Annotated in this window: 17 protein-coding genes; 6 read left to right on the top strand and 11 right to left on the bottom strand. The window is 58.2% G+C overall.

The window, feature by feature from the left end; genetic code table 11:
- Nucleotides 1-241 precede the first annotated feature (241 nt).
- Nucleotides 242-2,695, top strand: a complete 2,454-nt coding sequence (locus tag G8764_RS13200; RefSeq protein WP_166165124.1) for a TonB-dependent receptor — start codon at nucleotides 242-244, stop codon at nucleotides 2,693-2,695.
- 68 nt (nucleotides 2,696-2,763) lie between these two features.
- Nucleotides 2,764-3,378, top strand: coding sequence for an OsmC family protein (locus G8764_RS13195; RefSeq protein ID WP_166165123.1), 615 nt, complete (start codon nucleotides 2,764-2,766; stop codon nucleotides 3,376-3,378).
- Between the two features lie 6 nt (nucleotides 3,379-3,384).
- Here the strand turns inward: G8764_RS13195 and G8764_RS13190 are convergent, their stop codons facing one another.
- On the bottom strand, nucleotides 3,385-4,101 hold the full coding sequence (locus tag G8764_RS13190) for a TetR/AcrR family transcriptional regulator (RefSeq protein WP_166165122.1): 717 nt from the start codon (nucleotides 4,099-4,101) through the stop codon (nucleotides 3,385-3,387).
- Here G8764_RS13190 and G8764_RS13185 point away from each other — a divergent pair.
- Together G8764_RS13185 and G8764_RS13180 are read left to right on the top strand one after the other, a co-directional pair.
- Nucleotides 4,100-4,267: a hypothetical protein gene (locus G8764_RS13185; protein ID WP_166165121.1), complete on the top strand. Its 168-nt coding sequence runs from the start codon at nucleotides 4,100-4,102 to the stop codon at nucleotides 4,265-4,267. The genes G8764_RS13190 and G8764_RS13185 overlap by 2 nt on opposite strands.
- 138 nt (nucleotides 4,268-4,405) lie before the next feature.
- Nucleotides 4,406-6,757, top strand: a complete 2,352-nt coding sequence (locus G8764_RS13180; protein WP_166165120.1) for a TonB-dependent receptor — start codon at nucleotides 4,406-4,408, stop codon at nucleotides 6,755-6,757.
- 76 nt (nucleotides 6,758-6,833) lie between these two features.
- On the opposite strand, the gene G8764_RS13175 is transcribed toward G8764_RS13180, so the two are convergent.
- From G8764_RS13175 to G8764_RS13155, 5 genes are all read right to left on the bottom strand, one after another.
- Nucleotides 6,834-7,577 (bottom strand): alpha/beta fold hydrolase, encoded by a 744-nt coding sequence (locus G8764_RS13175; RefSeq protein WP_166165119.1) that lies wholly within the window; start codon nucleotides 7,575-7,577, stop codon nucleotides 6,834-6,836.
- A 25-nt stretch (nucleotides 7,578-7,602) separates the two neighbouring features.
- A complete protein-coding gene (locus tag G8764_RS13170; protein ID WP_166165118.1) occupies nucleotides 7,603-7,959 on the bottom strand; it encodes a nuclear transport factor 2 family protein in 357 nt (118 codons plus the stop codon).
- A 13-nt stretch (nucleotides 7,960-7,972) separates the two neighbouring features.
- Nucleotides 7,973-8,686 (bottom strand): TetR/AcrR family transcriptional regulator, encoded by a 714-nt coding sequence (locus tag G8764_RS13165; protein WP_166165117.1) that lies wholly within the window; start codon nucleotides 8,684-8,686, stop codon nucleotides 7,973-7,975.
- Nucleotides 8,687-8,700: 14 nt separating this feature from the next.
- A complete protein-coding gene (locus G8764_RS13160; protein ID WP_166165116.1) occupies nucleotides 8,701-9,927 on the bottom strand; it encodes an acyl-CoA dehydrogenase family protein in 1,227 nt (408 codons plus the stop codon).
- A gap of 109 nt (nucleotides 9,928-10,036) precedes the next feature.
- Complete coding sequence (locus G8764_RS13155; RefSeq protein ID WP_166165115.1) at nucleotides 10,037-12,412, bottom strand: TonB-dependent receptor; 2,376 nt, start codon at nucleotides 12,410-12,412, stop codon at nucleotides 10,037-10,039.
- 360 nt (nucleotides 12,413-12,772) lie between these two features.
- Here G8764_RS13155 and G8764_RS13150 point away from each other — a divergent pair, with 360 nt between their 5' ends.
- Nucleotides 12,773-13,234 (top strand): limonene-1,2-epoxide hydrolase family protein, encoded by a 462-nt coding sequence (locus G8764_RS13150; protein ID WP_243748803.1) that lies wholly within the window; start codon nucleotides 12,773-12,775, stop codon nucleotides 13,232-13,234.
- A 4-nt stretch (nucleotides 13,235-13,238) separates the two neighbouring features.
- Entirely contained in the window at nucleotides 13,239-14,324 is a 1,086-nt protein-coding gene (locus tag G8764_RS13145; protein WP_166165113.1) for a ResA-like WAxxUGC motif-containing protein, read from the top strand.
- 67 nt (nucleotides 14,325-14,391) lie between these two features.
- Here G8764_RS13145 and G8764_RS13140 read toward each other — a convergent pair whose 3' ends face one another.
- The 5 genes from G8764_RS13140 to G8764_RS13120 form a co-directional block, all read right to left on the bottom strand.
- The gene (locus G8764_RS13140) at nucleotides 14,392-15,315 is read right to left on the bottom strand and encodes a helix-turn-helix domain-containing protein (RefSeq protein WP_166165112.1); all 924 of its coding nucleotides are present in this window, start codon (nucleotides 15,313-15,315) and stop codon (nucleotides 14,392-14,394) included.
- 199 nt (nucleotides 15,316-15,514) lie between these two features.
- Nucleotides 15,515-16,438: a quinone oxidoreductase family protein gene (locus G8764_RS13135; protein WP_166165111.1), complete on the bottom strand. Its 924-nt coding sequence runs from the start codon at nucleotides 16,436-16,438 to the stop codon at nucleotides 15,515-15,517.
- 96 nt (nucleotides 16,439-16,534) lie between these two features.
- Entirely contained in the window at nucleotides 16,535-16,861 is a 327-nt protein-coding gene (locus tag G8764_RS13130) for an AMP-binding protein (RefSeq protein ID WP_166165110.1), read from the bottom strand.
- Nucleotides 16,858-17,907, bottom strand: a complete 1,050-nt coding sequence (locus G8764_RS13125; protein WP_207951877.1) for a phosphotransferase — start codon at nucleotides 17,905-17,907, stop codon at nucleotides 16,858-16,860. Before G8764_RS13125 ends, G8764_RS13130 begins: the two co-directional genes overlap by 4 nt.
- Nucleotides 17,904-19,190 carry an acyl-CoA dehydrogenase family protein gene (locus tag G8764_RS13120; protein ID WP_166165109.1) on the bottom strand — a complete coding sequence of 429 codons (1,287 nt, stop codon included), beginning with the start codon at nucleotides 19,188-19,190 and terminating at the stop codon, nucleotides 17,904-17,906. Before G8764_RS13120 ends, G8764_RS13125 begins: the two co-directional genes overlap by 4 nt.
- Nucleotides 19,191-19,214 lie beyond the last annotated feature (24 nt).

The raw sequence follows: 19,214 nt of genomic DNA, 5'->3' as shown, positions 1-19,214 counted from the left end.
TTATGCAGCAGCAAGTAATGCGGTGGTCGAGGCGCGGGCGCCGTTTTGCATGCAGCCGTCGGCCACAGCTTTATAGCCAATCAATACTCGCGCAACTCTTTTTAATGCATATACATTATTAATGCATATGCATTATTGTGGTATTCTATGCCTCGGTTCAGCGCCACCCACATACCGACTTATCCGCACAAAAATAAAACTTTAAAAATAAAACCGACAATAAATCCAAGGGACAACGCAGATGAAAATAACTCCGGCTCGCAGCGCGCTTTACACCGCCACCGCCTTCAGTATCTGCTGTAGCATCACCCCGCTACAAGCAGCCTCAACCACCAACTCCGAACAAACCAACAGAACGATCGAGGAGATTACTGTCACCGCGCGCATGCGCGCCGAGTCCGACCTGACAGTTCCGGTAACGGTCTCGGCCTTCAGCGCAGAAGACATTGACAATGCCGGTATCGACAGCTTTGCCGACCTGACCAGTGTGGTGCCCAGCCTCACCGTCAGCGAGGTATCCGGCGGCCTCGGCGGCGCGATCATTATGCGCGGTATCGGCACCTCTGCCGGTTCCAATGCCTCCTTTGAACAGACCGTTTCCGTCAATATCGACGGCGTCCAGTTGAGCCGCGGTACCGCACTGCGAATTGCCCAATTGGACATGCAACAAATTGAAGTGCTGCGCGGTCCGCAGGCGCTGTTCTTTGGTAAAAACAGCCCCGCTGGAGCCATCTCTATTACCACCCAGGACCCAACCGACAGCTTTACCAGCCTGGTGCGCGCCGGCTACGAATTTAATGCCGAGCAAGCCTCCGTCGACCTTATGTTGTCCGGCCCCCTGACTGACAGCCTCGGTGGTCGACTGTTTATAAACTCCAGCGAAATCAAAGGCTGGGTAGATAACCAGGCTACCGATATCGAAGCACAAGCCAACGCGCTGGTGCCCGGCGCTGTCAACGCCCGAATGGACCAGGGCCCGGAAAACGACTTCCTGTTCGCCCGTGCGAGCCTGCAGTGGGAAGCCAGCGACAGCTTGCAGGTGCGCACCAAGTTCAGCCACGCGAAACAGGAAGGACCGGGCTTCCAACAGGGCTCCAACCAGCGCATATACTGCCCCAATGGCACTGCGCAAGTGGGATTCCAGGTGGCGCGCCTGAGTGCCGACCCGGCAGTTCAGTCCGCACTCACCGACCTGCTTGCGGTGAGCGATTGCAAGGCCAACGACACCTATGCCCACGGCAGCATCAACCCGCAACACTTGCTGAATTCCGACCTGGGTAAAAACGAAAAAGGACTCGGTCAGTACAAGTTGGGGCTGGGTAGCGTGCAGGCGGACTGGGACATCAACCCGGAGCTGCGCCTGACCGCTGTTACCGGCTTCGCCGATATCGAGGAAAAACGCTACGACACCTACTCCTACAATCCCGCCTCGGCCTTTGCCGGCCTGACCATCGGCGGTATTACCGAGTGGCAACAAATTTCCCAGGAGTTGCGCTTGAGCTCCAGCTTTGACGGCCCGCTCAATTTTCTCGTCGGCGGCTTTGTCGAATCCACCGAGTTAAACACCTACATCCAAAACATTGCCACGCCGGGTCCGCGTTTTGATCACACCATTGACGGCAAGACACTGTCCGCATTTGGTGCTCTGTTTTATGCTTTGAGCGACAGCGTCGAGATTTCCGGCGGCTTGCGCTGGACCGATGAAGAACGCGATCTGGCCATCGACAGAAATGGTGACGCCCAGCCGCTGGCACCGGATTCCGCCAGCTTTGATGATATCTCTCCCGAGCTCACCCTGAGCTGGCGCCCCAACGATGATTTAACCCTGTTCGCCAGCTATCGAGAGGGCTTTAAATCGGGAGGATTCGGTACACCCAACATCAACCAGGGTGCGTTTGGCTCGCCACAGGACTTCCTGTTTAAACCGGAAACCGTCGAGGGGTTTGAATTTGGCTTGCACGCGCGCGCGCTGCAAGGCCAGTTGCGCCTCAATGCCGCGCTCTACGATTACCAATATAAAGAGCTGCAGGTCAACTCCCTGGACAACACCAGTGGCCTGCCGGTTATTCGAATCAATAACGCCGCCGAGGCCAGTCTGCGCGGTGCGGAGTTGGATTTTGAGCTGAACCCCAGCAATATGCCGGGGCTCAGCGTCAATGGTGCGCTCAATTACAGCGATACTCACTTCGACGAATTTGAAGCGTCCTGTTATATCGGCCAAACCCAGGCCGACGGCTGTACCCTGGGACTGGATACCGGCACTGGTCGCTACCAGGCCCAGGATTTGTCCGGGGCGCAACTGCCCAACGACTCCGAGTGGTCGGGCAATCTCGGAGTCGCCTACTCGGGTAACTTCGGTGAATCTGCCATCGGCTATCGTATCAGCACCGATCTCTCCTACCGCTCGGAGTACAACCCGCATCCGGAGCTGGCCCCCGGTGCACGGCAGGACGGTGTCACCTACCTCAATGGTGGCCTGCAGGTTTTCAGCGCGGACAAACGCTGGGAGGTGGCACTGCTCGGCCGCAACCTGAACGATGAATACCGGGCCCAGTCATCATCCAACGCACCTACCACCGGGGTCGGTTCACTCACCGGCTCCAACACCTCCGGCGGCTTGGCTGACCTGGTGGGCTACGTCAACAGGGGGCGGGAAATCCTGCTGCGAATCACATTCCGCCCCTCTGCCATGTAACCGCCACCACCGCCGCTGCTCACTGACGGGTGGGCAGCGGTCCGCTTAGACCCCAATGGATATATTTCATGACGCACACTGCAAATTCCCCGCCCCACTGGGCGCGACCGGTGCAAACCGCGGTCAATATTGTCAGCAAACTGGAGCAAGCACCGACTCTGGAAGCACTGCCCCCGGCTGAACGGCACAAAGCCCGCAAGGGCGAACCCTACCGCTTTCCTCTGGATGTGATTATTGAGCCTACCAGCGAATGCGGCAAACGCGCCCAGGTGCTTAACGCCACGCCCGGTAGCGCCTCCTTTGAGATACACTGCGACGAGGGCAAAATGCTGGGCGGTGCTGAGTCGGCACCGACCCCGCTGGCCTATTTTATGGCGGGCATGGGCTTTTGCCTGATGACTCACATCACCGGCTTCCTGCGCTTTTCCGACCTGGACATACGCCGCATTCGGCTGGAACTGCGGGCCAACTTTCACACTACCCTGGGCCATGTGGAGCGCGGCAATCAGGGCATTGGCGGCTGCGATGGCATTGAAACCATGGTAATCCTGGACAGCGACGAATCGGAGGAGAGGCTGGCGGAATTTCTCGAGATCTGCGAGGAAGCCTGCATCGCCAGCCAAACTATTCTCCAGGCCACGCCAGTAAAAGTTAGCCTGGTACGCCAGCAAAATACTGATTGAGTGGAACTAACGCTTCTTGCCGCTGGCGCCTGCGAGTTGCAGATAGTTGCGGGTTTTCTCCGACAGCGGCGCACTCAATGCCACTACGGTCATACTGATCTGGTCATCCATCAGTACTTCCAGTGGTGGCATATCAATGCCCGAATCGACGGCATTTTCCCAACCCACAATGGTACCCGTTATAGAGCGAACGTACTCCAGGATACGCCAGGCCAGAACCCTGTCCGGGGTAGTCTGCAGGTGTTCGGAAATCAGGTTTAATAACTGCATGGTGGCCGTGTTGTCACCCGCCTTTTTACTTTTTACCCAGGCGCGCACGCCAAAGCCGGTATTGATATTCCAGTAATCCGGGGTGGCATAACAAGCCAGCAAAAACCGGGCAAAGGTGTGGCGTTTGTCGTTATCCAGCATCTCCACCAGCGGTTGCTGCAGTACATACAGGCAATCCCTCAGTGCCAGCGTTGCCGAATCACCCAGCAATTCATCCAGTAATTCCCGGCGGCGCGCGTCGATGCGTTCGATACGCTGGCTCAGGATCGCCGCAACCAGGCCCTTACGATTTTTGAAATGATACTGCACCGCGACCGAATTGCCCTGGCCTGATGCCTGGCTGATGGCGCGCAGGGCGACGCCGTGAATGCCGCTGGTGGCAAACATGCGCTCGGCAGTGGTGATAATGAGATTCCGGGTGGTGCTGGTATCTGTTTTAGGGAGACTGCTCATGGATGTTCTTTCTCCTGTGGCCAGGCAGCAAAGGGTTAGTGTAGTGCCTCGTATCGATACTTTACCACCCGGGCTCATTCTGCACGAACCCGGCCTGGAAGTCCGCAAGGTTGTGGATGCTCCCATCGATGCTTCGCTGCAGCCGCGACCGCCGCCATCCATATAGCGACTATTGTGTACTGCGCCAGCAATTAATGCGAATACATTATTAATGCACATGAATTAATTGTGTTAATCTCCAGCACCAGCCCCGTTACCGGTGCAGCTAAAGATTAAAAAAATAACTCACGCAAAAGGAAACGCTATGCAAAATCGTAAACTCCTGCCAGTGCTGCATTTATGTGCAGCGATCGCCGCCAGTGCTCCCGCAGCTGCCGCGGACAATCGGCACCAGGATTACCAGGTCAACCAGCGACACAGCATTGAGGAAGTGACGGTCAACGCCAGAAAAGTGGAGGAATCCCTGCAGGATATCCCGCTGGCGGTTACCGCTTTCAATGCCGAACAATTAAAAAACCAGGGTGTGACAAATATTGCAGAGTTGCAGTACCAGGTGCCATCGCTGGTATTCTCGCAGACCGCCACTTCCAGTTTTTCACCACTGGTGTCGATGCGCGGCCAGACCCAGGGCACCATCGCGATTTCGGTCGATCCCTCGGTCGGCGTCTACGTGGATGACGTATACCTCAGTGGCACCGCCGGGCTGATGGGTAACGCCCTGCTGGACCTGCAACAAGTGGAGGTGCTGAAAGGTCCACAGGGTACTTTGTTCGGTCGCAACACCACCGGTGGCGCAGTGAGTCTTGCCACTCGCCTGCCAACCCGCGAGCTGGAGGGTGAAATCACAGCTGGCGCCGGCAACTACGGCAGTCACAACCTCCATGGCCTGGTGAATATCCCCCTGATCGACGATATCCTCGCTGTGCGCCTGGTGGCGGGCAATAGCAGCCGGGACGGCTATGGCCGCGACCGCGAGCGCGACACCGACGTCGGCGCGCAGAAAATAAAAACGCTGCGCGGCACCCTGCTCTACACCCCCAACGACGCCTTTACCGCAGTGCTGCGCGCCGATGCGGTGGACGGCGATGACAACGGCCTGCTGACCCGCCTGGTCTATATAGATCCGAACGTGGCACGGGGGTCACTGATGGAGGGCTCGATCAATTTGAGCGGAGAAAATACCGCCGCCGGCCAAGCCGCCGCCCTGCAACACCTGCAAGATCGTATCAACTCCAATCCATTTGAAGTGGCTTACAACACCGATGTGTACTCAAAAATAGATACCGAAAACTACTCCCTGACCATGAGTTACGATTTCGGCGATGTGCAACTAAAATCCATCACTGCGACGCGAGAAACCCTCGACAGTCGCCTCTACGAGGTCGACACCACCGACATCATTAATTTCGCGGCGCAAACCGACATCGAGTTGGACCAGCTCACCCAGGAGCTGCAAGTAACCGGTGCTGCGTTCAAGCAGCAGATGAATTATGTCGCCGGCCTTTATTACTACGAGCTGGATGGCACCGAGCACGGCTTTACCCGGCAGTTTACCAACCTCACCAATGGCCAGTATCAAGTTACCCAGGCGCACCTGGAAACCCGCAGTGAAGCCGCCTACGGGCAGGTCACCTATAACCTGACTGACGCATTGAGGCTTACCGGCGGCTTGCGCTACACCCACGAGCGCAAGGTTATCAATGCCCTTGGGGGTTCCGGTTCCAACGTCGCGCCGTTTACCTGCAGCCTGCCACTGGCGCTCAATCCGGACCTGGTGGCCTGCAACGTCAAAGTGCCGAACAGTGAGAACAACCTGTCCTACTTGCTAGCCGCCGACTACGACCTGAGCGACAACACGCTGGTCTATTTCCGCACCGCCAGGGGTTACAAGAGTGGCGGCGTGAACCAGCGCATCATCGGCAATAGCCCGCTGGCCGGCAACCGCCTGCTGCCGGAAAAAGTGACTGACTTTGAGGTGGGCTTAAAGGCCGACCTGTTGGCGCAACGCCTGCGCACCAACATCGCCTACTACCGCTCACTGTACAAGGATATCCAGCGCTCAGCAGTCGCTTGTACCGGCACCCAGTGCAGCTCTGTACTGTTCAATGCTGCCTCGGCAACCATTGATGGCCTGGAAATTGAAGTCCGCGCACTGCTGGCGGACAATTTCGACCTCGGTTTTACCGCCGCCTACACCAAGCCCGAATACGATAGCTTTACCAGTGGTGGCATCGATAATTCCGCGGAGAATTTTCTCGAAGTTCCCGAGTGGACCTACAGCCTTTCCGCCGCCTACACCCAGGCGCTCGCCTTCGGTGAACTGCATTTGCAGCTGGACTGGTCCTGGCGCGCGGAAATGGATATGGCACCCCAGGATTACCCCGGCGGCATTCGCCTGGTGGGCGGTGTCCCCACGGCTAACGGCCCCGGCACCCCGGACGACATCCGCATCCAGCCTGAGTACGGCCTGCTCAACGCCAACATCAGCCTGAAACTGGATGAGCCCAATCTGGAGATTCGCGCCTACGGCAAAAACCTGCTGGATGAGGAGTATTACTCTCACGCTTTGGGTAACGTGAACGCCGGACTGGGATTATCGATCGCCACACCCGGCAACCCGACCACTTTTGGGGTCGACCTTACCCTGCGTTTTTAACGTTTGATTGGGAAACGGGGGCCAGCGGAGTGGCCCCCGAACTTGCGCCCATTGAAATTCGAAGCCACTGCTGTCGCTACTTTTCCGACACAGCGCGTTCAATCAGGGCGGCCAGCTCTGCGGGATGTGACAGGAATACTTCGTGTGCTGCAGCAATTGAATACTGCGCCCGGGCACCGCTGCGCTCGGCAAACCGTCCCTGCCATTCCGGCGGCAAGATGGGGTCCTGTTCGGTGACAATGTAAGCCCTGGCTACTGGCAAGTCATTCATATCCACCACTAATGGCTCCAGCGCCAGTGGCATTGGCCAGTGGTCCTGGCTGCATTCGCGCAGCAGCCATTCTACATCCTGTTCTGACAGGCCCGGTGCAAACATAGCCCGCATCAAATCCATTGGCTCGGTGCTGGCCGGGTCCAATGGATAGCCCACCACCGTCGCATCCACACCGCGAGTGCTCGCCCCCATGGTCTGCATTATGCTCTCGCCCAGGCGCGGCACGCAGGTGGTGACAAACAGCAGCTGGCTGAACAGGTCCGGCGCCCGCTGCGCCAAATAGGGCATGACCACACCGGCCATGGAGTGGCCCACCAGTACCGCCTGGTCGATACCGGCCTGGCGAATATCGTCGATCAATTCATCCGCCACCATCGGCAAACTGATGGCCTCGCGCTGCTGCCCGCGCTTGCTGCCACAGCCCGGAATATCCAGCGCCAGCATGCGGCCAGTGAAGCGTTGCTGCAGGCTTTCCATCAGCCTGGCCCAGCACCAACCGCCGTGATTACCACCGTGCAGAAAAACAAAATTATCCGCTGCTCGCATACTATTTCCTCTGCCTGTACGGGCATTAACTCCCAGGGTGGGAGACAAAATAGCGGGCCGACAATTTGCCATCGTCCAGCTGGTAAATCTCCAGGGTATCGGTGGATAATTCACCACTGCTGCGCTTGATATTTCGATGGTGGGTCACCGCTTCGTTGCCCACCACCACTGCACAGACAATGTCGATACGAATGTCCGGCTGGGTTCGCCACATGGCCTCCAGCGCCACTTGCGGCTCCATCTGCGGCGCACCAACAATCTCCACTGACAGGCCATTGGGGGCGATGTCACTGTAGCACTTGAGAAACCCCTCCTTATCGCCCTGGTTCCAGCACTCCACCTGGGCGTGGACAAAATGTTCCAGTTGTTGATTCTTTTCCAAAGTCGCGCTCCTGTTATGCTCGGGAAATAATTTCCGGCTGCCACCAGGGTAGCCTGCTGGCACTGGCCTGGATAGTATGCCAACTGCTGTCCACCGCCGAGCGGGTTACCGCCGGCGACATGCCGAGGCCGCGGGCTATCATTCCGGCGACCGTTTTAATGTAGTGTTCATCCACCTGTTGCGAACGCGCCAGGCGCCGAATGGCTTCCAGCGTTGCTCCGACCACGTAATCGGTGGCGGCGTCAATGTGGTCGTACTCAATCACTGCATCACTGCGGGCCTTGACCAGGGCACCGGCGAGAATTTTTTTCATATTGTTATCGCGGGAGAAATACTCGACAAAGTCCAGCCGCGCGGTGATCGAAGCCCTGGCGGATTCCATGCCGGCGTGCACCATGGACAACACCGGCCCCAGTAGCAGATTGGTGGCAGCGGCGTTGTCGCCGCCGACAACTAACAAGCGATAGGTTTGCAGTACGTCGCCGGCCACCTGTTGGCCGATATCCGCCAGCAACTCTTCCAGCGACGGGTAGTATTTGTAAAAGGTGCCGCGGGACACGGCCGCCGCTTTGATCACATCCTCCACCACTGGCATACGCGCCAGCGACGCCTGGCTGTATACCTCGATGGCGGCGTCCTGCAAGCGCAAGCGCATGCGCTCGCGCTTTTCCCGCGCCACCCGCACCCGAAAGTCTTCATTGTCCTCTGCTGTGGGCACTGCCGCCATTACTCGCTTCTCCTTCAGGAGTTTACATCGGCAAGATTGGTCATGGTGGAGTCCAGGCCACTCAGTGCACGGCCGTACAGCTCTTCCGACAACGGGCAACTGAGGTAAGTGTGGCGACTGCCCACGTTCAGGTCGCGCCACAAACGCTGCAAGGCATTGGCCGAAGCAAAGGCGCCCGGACCCGCCACATCCATCAACCGGCTCGTCGCACCGCGCAACAACCCCATGGCGTGACCGCAATCCGCCTGGATGCGGGCCTTGTCAAAACCGCTCAGGACTCGCTGCTGGGCAGTGACATCGATATCGTGGATGGCTCGGCGCACATGCATCCAGGCGGAATCGATCTCCATGGCCGACTGCCCCAGTTGCTGCACAAACACCGACGACTCGGCTTTGCTGGAAAAATTCCAGCCAATCACCGGGCGCCCGTGCATATCGGCGGTTACTTTTTCCAACAGGGATTGGGCCGCACCCAGCATCGGCGAGAGCACTACCAGCGGAAACAGGGGTTCCTGGGGCCAGCGGTCGCGGGGCTCCATGGCCGCCTGCATGGCCGCCAGGCTGGCGGCGCTGGCCTTGGCAGCGGCGGCTTTCAGCGCTGCGGGGCGCACAATACATTCCGCCGGAACCAACAATCCCTCGGCCACTACGGTGTTGCTGCCCGAGGCACAAACGCCGGCCACCTGCCAGGTAATGTCGATACCGGTGCAAGGGTTATCCCGCAGCGGTACGATGGCGAACCCCTGGTCGATGGTATTGCCATCGGCGTCCTGCACGCGGATGCCATTGAGGGCGTAATCGGCGTGCATACAACCCGAGGCATAGCCCCAGCGTCCGTTCACCAGGTAACCGCCATCAACCGGCCTGGCGGTACCTGTCGGTGCCGCCACACTGCAAAATAATTCGTCGCCGCGAATAAAGACCTGGTCGCGCACCGGCGCCGGCATGGAAGCCACCGACGCGGTGACGCTGGACAGCAGCCCGAAGGCCCAGGCCGTGCCGGGATCGGCTTTGGCCAGTTCGGCCACGGTCTCGGTGTGGGTGAGTAACTTGTGGCCCAGCCCGCCAGCCCGCTGCGGAAACATAAACTGGAACAGCCCGGCGGCCTTAATCGCCTCGAACACGGCAGCGGGCATGTGCCCCAATTGCTCTGCCTCGACAGCGTGTTCGGCAAGCAGCGGCAGCAGCTGCCGGGCAGCGGCGACGGGATCTTCCACAGTGAGCGGGGTATAGGCATTCATAAATACACCTTGAAAATATTTATCAGAGTGACAATAGTGTATATTGTTAGAATAAGCCTGTCGCTGAACTGGGCCTGAGTATGGTTTGACCCGAGGTCAAACCGGCCCGTTAAAATGTATAGCTCAGCTCCATACCAAAGGTTCGAGGGTCGCCATAAAATGCCGTTTTCGCCGGCAGCGAAGCCTGCAGCGTCCCCGGCGCGCTGGTGTATTCTTCATCCAGTAAATTTCGGCACCAAAGCGCCAGACCCAAGTGACCATCTCCCAGCCGCGCCAAATCGACCCGCGTATTCATCAAATCGTAACCGGGCAGGGAAATACCGCTTTGTGCATCCCACTTTTCGGTATAGAAGTAGTCGGCACTGGCGCTCAGGTACCCGCCCAGGACCCGACCGGGAAATTCGTAGCGCAGCAAAGCAGTGCCAGAAAATTCAGGTGTCGGCAGAGTGACGTTATCTTTGGTTAGCAGCTGGGTACCTATAGCCGGCACATTAATCTCGTCAATACGGTGATTGACAAAGGCTCCGGTCAAGGTCAGGGACAAGCCCTCGCTCGGCTCAATCATCAACTCAAACTCAAGCCCCTGAATGGTCATATCCGCTGCGTTGACTGCCACTGAAGAGCGCGTCGGGTTGTCCGGTGCGGCCGCGGGTATTGCGCCGCGCACGGAAACGAATTGCACTGCGTCGGTATAATCGGTGTAAAACAGGGACACATTACTGCGCCCAACCACCTCCCCCACACTCCAGTCGGCCTTTACCCCCAGCTCGAAATCATTGACCTGTTCCTCATTTACCGTCTGGAAGGCGCGCAGATCCGGGCACTGGCCCGCGCCGAGAACACAGGCCGGGTCACTGCCGCCGGTGGTAAAGACAGAGGCAAACTGGGGCGTATTGATATTAACCCCGCGATAACCCCGGCGATACATCCCGTAGAGCAGCACATCGTCTGTCAATTTATAATCCAGGCCCAGGGTCCAGGTTGGCGCACTGCCGTCCGCCTTCACCGTTTCGACACCGGCACTTTTACATTCGGACCAGGTCAGAAACCTGTTCAAGCCACCAACACCGCAGCCTTCGATCTTGTCCCAACTGTAACGAGCGCCTAAATTCAGCGTCAGGGCATCGCTCAAATGATAATCGAGCTGGCCAAAGACGGCGTAATTTTCGTTCTCGGCCAGGGCCGTGGTGTGAATATCAGAGACACCAAAGGCGAGCAAGTTAAACGCTTGCGCACTAGTGCCCATAGCCTTGGTGGGATTGTCCTGACTGTAGAAAAAACCCGCTATCCAATCGAGCCGATCATCACCGCCGAGCAGCTGGAATTCATTGGAGAAATACTCTTTTTCATCCTGTGAGGCCAAATGGTAAATGACAAATGGACCGAGTGGGCCATCGATGTCACCGACACCTTGGGTATTCGCCGTGATGGTGCTGGAAACATGGCGATAGCCAAATATATTGCGCAGCGTAATACTGTCGGTTTGCAGCTCGGTGGTATTGGCCAGCCCCCACAGCTCGGTCTGTTCCCGGTGTGAACGCTGATTGCCATCGCTGTGAAAATTATTTGCCACATGGTGTGCGCCTGCCGCTTGCAAGACCGACACCTGGTCGGCGATGGCCTGTTCATAGGCACCCGCGACAGCGGCCCCCAGCGACGGGGTAAATGCGGCCGCAATTATCCCCGGATTATAACCGACCACATGGTCGGAACCCGGCCTGCGATCCGAGCGGGTATAGTCCAGTACAAGGTTATTGCTCAACTGCTCCGAAAGATCCAGGCGCAAGGAAACCCGCACACTTTGTTGATCGATCTCGTTGGTATCGGGACCGGCGGAAGTCCGATTAACTTCAGTGCCTTCCCGGCGACGCAACTGTCCTGCCACGCGCAGCGCAGCGACATTATCCACCAAGGTCACATTGGCCGCCCCCTCCAGCAGGCGGGCGCCGTAATTCCCGGTGCCCGCGCGCAGGTAACCCTGTTGCTCGTAGGCCGGTGCAGTGGGAGAGATCAGTACCGCACCGCCGATGGTATTGCGACCAAACAAGGTACCCTGGGGACCCTTGAGTACCTGGATACTGGCCAAATCGTAAGTAGAGATATTGCCGCCTACTTTTGGCAGTGGCACATCGTTGCTGTAAACCACCACCGATGGCACGCCTTCTCCCAGCGGAATGATGCCAAACCCCCTCAATGACATGGACACATTGTTGGCTCCACCCTCGTAGCTGAATCGGAACCCGGGTACCACCGCAGTGAGGTTTTCCAGCTCCTGCACCGATGATTTCTCCAGACTGTCAGCCGATAGCGCCGCAATGGATACCGGCACATCCTGCAGGGCCTCTTCCCGACGGCGGGCAGTAACAACGATTTCTTCCAGCGATACCGCTTTGCGGTCGCTGGCGGGAGACTCGGCCACCGCCATCGATGCCAGTAATGGCAAGCAGAGTGACAGTGAAGAAAGGGTTAACGGGTGTCGATACATAGTCATCGTTCCTGGGTTATCGTTATAGGATTATCCGGTTACCACTTAAACCAGGCCGGCAGCGACGAAATTACTGCAGCAGCCGCAAACACTAGTTCAGCGGCGGGTGCGGAACCAGCGAAATAGATATCGCTGAAATACATAAAATATCGTCCAATAACACCACGTTTTTCATCGACACTTTCCTGAGCTCAGCGATATCAGTTGCACTTGATTACGCCCAGTATTTCCTCAACTATTACCCCTGTAACCCGGCACCATGAGGTGCCAGGCACTCTTAATCAGGCATTTTTATCGGACCACTACTACCAGGTCACTCTTAACAAGTACACTCACTAACTGACGGTATACCTTGTGGCCATGAACAGCGGCATTAGCGACAACAGCAAACAACGCATCGTTCTTGAAATACTCGCCATCTTGCACAGCAAGCAACCGGACTTCGACAGGTTCGCAGCGGCGTTTGACAAAAACGCTTACTATCAGGTTCACGTACCGGCAATCAAGCCACTGCGCGGTCGCGACAATGTGGTCGCCGAACTGGCGCGTCAATTTCAGGACTACACAGACTGTGACTGCGAAATCATTGCCTGTGCAGGCAGTGACAATTATGTCTTCACCGAGCGCCGTGACCACGTCACCATGAAAAAAAATAATCAGCGTATTTTTTCCAGCGTTTGCGCTGTGTTCGAATTTAATGAGCAAAACAAAATCACCGCCTGGCGTGAGTATTGGGATATTCGCGACATCCAATACCAACTGGGTATGACTGAAGAGCAAATGCTGGATCTGCTTCCCCGCCACGCGTTAACTCAGGAGTGACACCATGATTCTCACCGCACTGGATATTGATCCGACACAATTTGAACAGCGAACAGGCTGGAGCATAAAGCCCCAGGGAGCCTGCAAGGGTGAACAGTGCGTGCCGCTGCCAGCCAATGCTCGCAATGCCAATGGCAGCCTCAATGGGGCGGTAGTCGCCGAAGCACTGGGTATGCCGTTGATCAAGGATGAAAAACATCAACTCTGGGCGCTCGGCCCCGAGTCCCTCACCGGCCGCGCACTTACCACAGCCCAAGCTCCCCACCTGGTATTGCCCGACCTGGAAGGCAAACTGTTTGAACTGGCGAGCTTGCGCGGCAAAAAAGTGCTGCTCACCACCTGGGCGTCCTGGTGTGGCTGTCGTACCGACGGGCCAATCTGGGCAGAAGTCAGGGAGCGTCTCTACCCCAAGGGCCTGGAGATTGTCACCGTTGCCATGGACACCGCCGGCGCTGACGCCGTGCGGGAGTGGATTGAACTGGCCAACCCCAGACACCCAGCGCTTATCGACCAGGCCCATATCATGGGCGAGCTGTTTGGTGTTGTGAATGTTCCCAATGGCATTTGGATCAATGAAGCAGGCGTGATCGTCAGGCCCGCGGAGCCCTCCTGGCCCGGACGCACACCGGTTACCGAAATGGAGCTGGATGACATTGAAAAGTGGGAGAGCGTCAAGCAGCTGACCCCGGCGCACGTGCAGATCCTCCGCGAAGTCAAAAAAATGCGCTTTGAAACCGAGCTCTATTTGCAAATGCTCGAGGATTGGGCAGAACACGGCGCCAACAGCCAATATGTCCTGTCAGAACAGGAAGTCATCGATCGCTCACAGCCGCGCCCCCCAGCCGTTGCCCAGGCCGCAGCCCGCTATGAACTCGGCCAACACCTGCACCTGGCCGGGCACCACGACGATGCCATACCCCACTGGCGCGAAGCACACCGCCTGCAACCTGACAACTGGACCTACAAGCGCCAGGCCTGGTCATTTGAAGACCCCACCGTACAAGACCCAAAGGGGGTCTACGACGGCAGCATGCTCGGCGACCTGCTGGAGGTCGGCGCCATTAATTACTACCCCAAAATCATTCCCTGAGAAAGCCCGCCAGGCGCGCCCTCTTGGCGTGCATGGATTAATTCAGGGAAGAATTAATCCATGTTGCCTACATGTAACGCTTGCGGTATTCGGCAGGGGTTACACCGGTTGCTTTCCTGAACGCCGCAACGAACGCCGCCGCCCCTTTAAAACCACATTCATAGCCGACTTGCTTGACCATTAAGCGGGGGTCGGCGAGTAACAGCTTGGCCCGGTCCACCCGTGCCATCGCAACAAACTGGCGCAAAGTCATGCCGACGGTATTTTTAAACTGCTCCGACAGTTCCCGCTCGGACAGGTCACAATGACGGGCAATTCGGTCGACACTCAGCTCATCGCCAAGGCTGGCATAGATGTAATCACGGACCCGCTTTAGCTGGCACGTCGACAAGCGCCCGCAGGAAGCTGCCACTGGTGCAGACCGACCCACAAATTCTCGCTGCAACTCAACCGCCATCAGCGCCAGCGTATTCTCAATCTGCAATTCACTGGCAAAACCGGGTCGACACGCCTCCTCACCCAGCTTGCGCATGCCCATAAGCAAATAGCTGTTTTGAATATCGAACGTACGCGCCACATCGACAGCGTCCCAACGCCAGTCGTAACCGGACAATATGGCAATACGCTCCACCTCGAACATGCACGTCACCGTGCGCTGTACCCCTTTCTCCCAACACCACTCAAGCTCAAATCCCGGGGGAATAAAAATCAATTGACCAATAGAGCGGGGTTCATCGCTGTCGGGATAGCGCGCACTGAGGCAGTGTCCAGGCGCTTCGACGTACTCAAGAAAACAATGGCGCTCGGAGTAATAGACTCCTCGTCCGGACGTGGGCAAATTCAGTTTATGAACTTCTATATCGTAGCCAGGCGCTGAAGCTTGTGCGTCCTGGTAGCTGTCATAAACCGCATCGGTACGAAACGCCTGCCGCTGAATACTGTCGGCGATACTGCCAGCTTTATGCGCGGACAACTGTTGTTCTGCATTCATGATCACACCCGTTTTTTATTTTTCAGCTGTACTCACACGACCGCAGCCTATGCAGAGCCGGTAACATTCGCTACCTGGCTCTGGTGGGATCATAGCACTTGGGATAAATAGCACTGGGTTAAATGGCTCTTGGCTGCAATGGCTCTTGACGCCAATAGCGCAGGGTTAAATTTACAAGGACCCCGCGCTCGGCAGCCGTTCAATCCAACCGCGCGATAATCTTTTTATTCACCCCGTCTACCTGCGCCTGCCAGGCCGCCGCCGCGTTGGCGAACTCAAACTCCTGATAATCCACCTGGATATTCTGCTCCCGGGCGATCTGCAACAGACGCCGCCAGATCTGCTCGCGATCCGCCGCCGGTCGCTGACCAGTGCCCACTGTCGACAAGGTCTTAAACAGCAGGTCGGCCATATCCAGGTTGATCTGGCGCCCCGCCCCGGTGCCGATGGTGAGGATACGGGCGCCCCGGCGGGTGGCTTTGAGTGCGTCCAGCATCGGCTGGCCACAAACGCCATCCAGAACCACATCGTAACCCTCGCCGGCGGCCGTTTTATGGGCGGCCACATCGTCATCACTGCCGAGGCAAACGATCTCATCAGCGATGCCTTTGGCTTTCAATGTCTCCAGCGTCGCGCGATTGCGACCGGCGCCGATTACCCGCCCGGCACCGAGGTAGCGCGCCAGCTGCAGGGCAATCTGGCCCAGGGTTCCAGTGGCCCCCAGGATCAGTACCGTCTCGCCGGGCTGGATATTCGCTGTCTCCAGTGGCACCAGGGCGCCAGTGGCGGCGATACCCATGGTGATCGCAGTGCAATCATCGACATCGTCCGGCACCTCCCAGACTTCCGCCTCCGGCACCAGGGTTTTCTCTGCCCAGGAGCCGTAGGGTATGACCGAACGCTCGCCGAAATAGACCCGGCGACCATCCTCGGTGCGCCCCACCCCCTCGCCGCGAATCACGCAGGGAAACTCCACCCCCAGGCGATAGGCGCCGAGCACATCCCAGCCGCCGAGGCCGGTGGTTTCAACATTGATCAATACCGCTCCCGCCTGGGGTTGCGGCTCCGGGAATTCCTGTACCACGGGGGTCGCTCCCCGCTGGTTGATAATGGCTGCGCGCATAATGTCTCCTTCAGTTTCAAGTTGGGGAGGCGCTGATTATTCAGCACTTCCCAGGGTTGTTCACAGACTGGTGCCGCACATCACCAAGGGCGAATATTAGCGGCTGACTTTGGCCGTGGACTTTTCAATGTCCCAAGTGAGGGCACCAAGCTTGTTCATGCCAAACCACAACAGCACAGCGTCGAGGCTGTTGTCCAGCAGCGACGCCAGGGTCACGCCCGCCGTGACCCCAAGTTCGCGTTCGCGCAACGAGTGCGCCAGTGCATTGCTAAGATGATCGAATTCGCGGTAGCTGGTGCTGCCACCACTGAAATCGAGAAACACCTTGCCCGGGTGAACTGCGACTGCCCGCGCCAGTGCCGCAACCGGAGTTTCCCGCTGACCCAGCGACCAGCTTGGGCGGATTAAACCTGCAGCTGTCATACGATCCACTCCCTGGCCCGCCGCAGCAGCGCCAATGCCCGGGCGTGAAATTCGCGCCCCACTCCGCTATCGACATTGCCAGCGCAGGCGCGAGCGTAGGTACCCTCCAACAACAATGCCAGCTTGAAGCAGGCAAATACGCCGTACCAGCGGGCATTGGAAACATCCTCTCCGGTGCATTGCGCGTAATAGGACACCAACTCCGTCGCCGTGGGAAAACCCTGCCAGGGCTCAATGACTATGGGTGTACCGCCCGCGGCGCCGTCCGCGTCGCGCCAGGTGGCCAGCAGCCAGCCCAGGTCGATCATCGGATCACCAATGGTCGCCAATTCCCAGTCGATGATGGCGGCCAGGCCCGCTGCCGTGTTGCGGTAAAGCACGTTTTTTATGTGGTAGTCGCCATGCAGAATACCGGGTTTGAAGGTTTGCGGCCGCTGCCGATCCAACCATGTGCCGATCGCATCCACCTCGGGCAGATTGGCGCTGCCGGGCCAGCCGGGATAATGCTGGTAGCTTTCCAGTTGGCTGCGCCAGCGACTGACCTGGCGCTCAAGGAAACCGTCGGGGCGACCAAATTCTTCCAGCCCCACTGCCCGGTAATCAACCCGGCGCAGCGCGGCCAGGCCGTCGACCAGCGCAAACCCCATGCGCCGGCGCAGCCGCGGATCACCGCCATGCAGTTTGGGCATACCGACACTGACATTAAAGCCATCCACCGGCTCCATCAGGTAAAACGCACCACCCAGTACATCTTCTTCAGCACAGGCGGCGATCAGGTGAGCGTGGGGGACATCAGTGCTGGCCAATGCCGCCAGCACGCGGGCTTCCCGGCGCATGGTTTCACTGCCATTGGCGTAGGCCGAGGCCGCTGCCTTGCGCAAGACAAATGGCCGCTGCTGCAGACTGAACTGCACAATCAGGTTCTGGGTGCCGCCGGCCAGCAGCCGGGGCTGCTCAATGCGGCCGCGCCCCAGGCCTTGCTGCGCCATCCAGCTGGCCAGCGCCCCCAGGTCAATCTCGTTGAGGCGATTGTCGACCGGGCTCACTGGCTTTTATCGCCGCGCAGATGCGCGTACTTCAGGCGCGCCGCCGCCGCTCGCCGCGGCAGGTGATAATCCGGAAAAGGACCGTCTTCGGCACCGATTTCGCGGAGCAACTGGCGTGCCACAGTCACCTTGTGCACTTCCGTAGGCCCGTCGGCAAGACCGAGAAAATAGGATTCGGTGATCCAGTGCATAAACGGCATTTCATCGGACAAACCCAGTGAACCGTGCACCTGCAAAGCGTGTCCGGCGATATCGTGCAGCACTTTCGGCATGGCCGCCTTGACCGCGGCAATGTGCATGCGCACCTGGCGGTAGTCCTGCAACTTGTCGATCAGCCAGGCGGTGCGCATCACCAGCAGGCGAAACTGCTCCAATTGAATCCAGCAATCGGCAATGCGCTCCTGGATCATTTGCAGTTGCGCCAGCGGCTGGCCCTTGGTAGTGCGTGATGCTGCACGGCGCAATAAGTAGTCCAGCGCCTTCCTGGCTTTGGCAATGGTGCGCATGGCGTGGTGAATGCGGCCGCCACCGAGACGAGTCTGGGCGACGGCGAACCCCTGCCCCCGGGCACCGAGCAGATGGTCCGCGGCAATACGAACGTCATTAAAGCGCACATAGGCATGGTTTTTCATCGCAGTGCCGTAGCCGCAATCGCGCACTACTTCTATACCCTGGGCCTCCGCTGGAACGATAAAGGCGGAGATGGTCTGGTGTGGTTTTTCGGCATCGTCATCGGTCTTTGCCATCACGATAAAGAATGCCGCGGTGCTGGCATTGGTGGCAAACCACTTTTCTCCCTGCAATCGCCAGCCACCATCATCCAGCCGCGCCCGGGTCTGTATTTGCAGCGGATCGGCACCGCCCTGGGGCTCAGTCATGGCAAAACAGGAGACAATTTCATTCTCCAGCAGGGGCTGCAGGTAGCGCGCTTTTTGCGCCTCGGTACCGTAGACGGCGAGTATTTCCGCGTTGCCACTGTCCGGCGCCTGGCAACCGAAAACGATCGGGCCGAATCGCGCTGCGCCGATCAGTTCGTTCACCAGGGCCAGCTTTACCTGCCCGTAGCCCTGCCCGCCCAGCTCCGGCCCCAGGTGACAGGCCCACAAGCCCTGCGCCTTGACCTGGGCTTGCAGGGGACGCACCAGGCGCTCATTGTCGGGGTTGCCCACGGCGTAGTGATTGCCCAGCACAAATTCCAGCGGCTCGACTTCCGCCTCAACAAACTGCTTTATCCAGTCGAGCTTTTGCTGAAACTCGGGCTCGGTTTCAAAATCCCAACTCATGTTGATCGCCTCCTTATTCTGACC

This window comes from Pseudomaricurvus alcaniphilus, from assembly GCF_011440395.1.
GTDB classification, from domain to species: Bacteria; Pseudomonadota; Gammaproteobacteria; order Pseudomonadales; family Cellvibrionaceae; genus Pseudomaricurvus; species Pseudomaricurvus alcaniphilus.
This window is presented reverse-complemented; position numbering and strand designations above follow the sequence as displayed.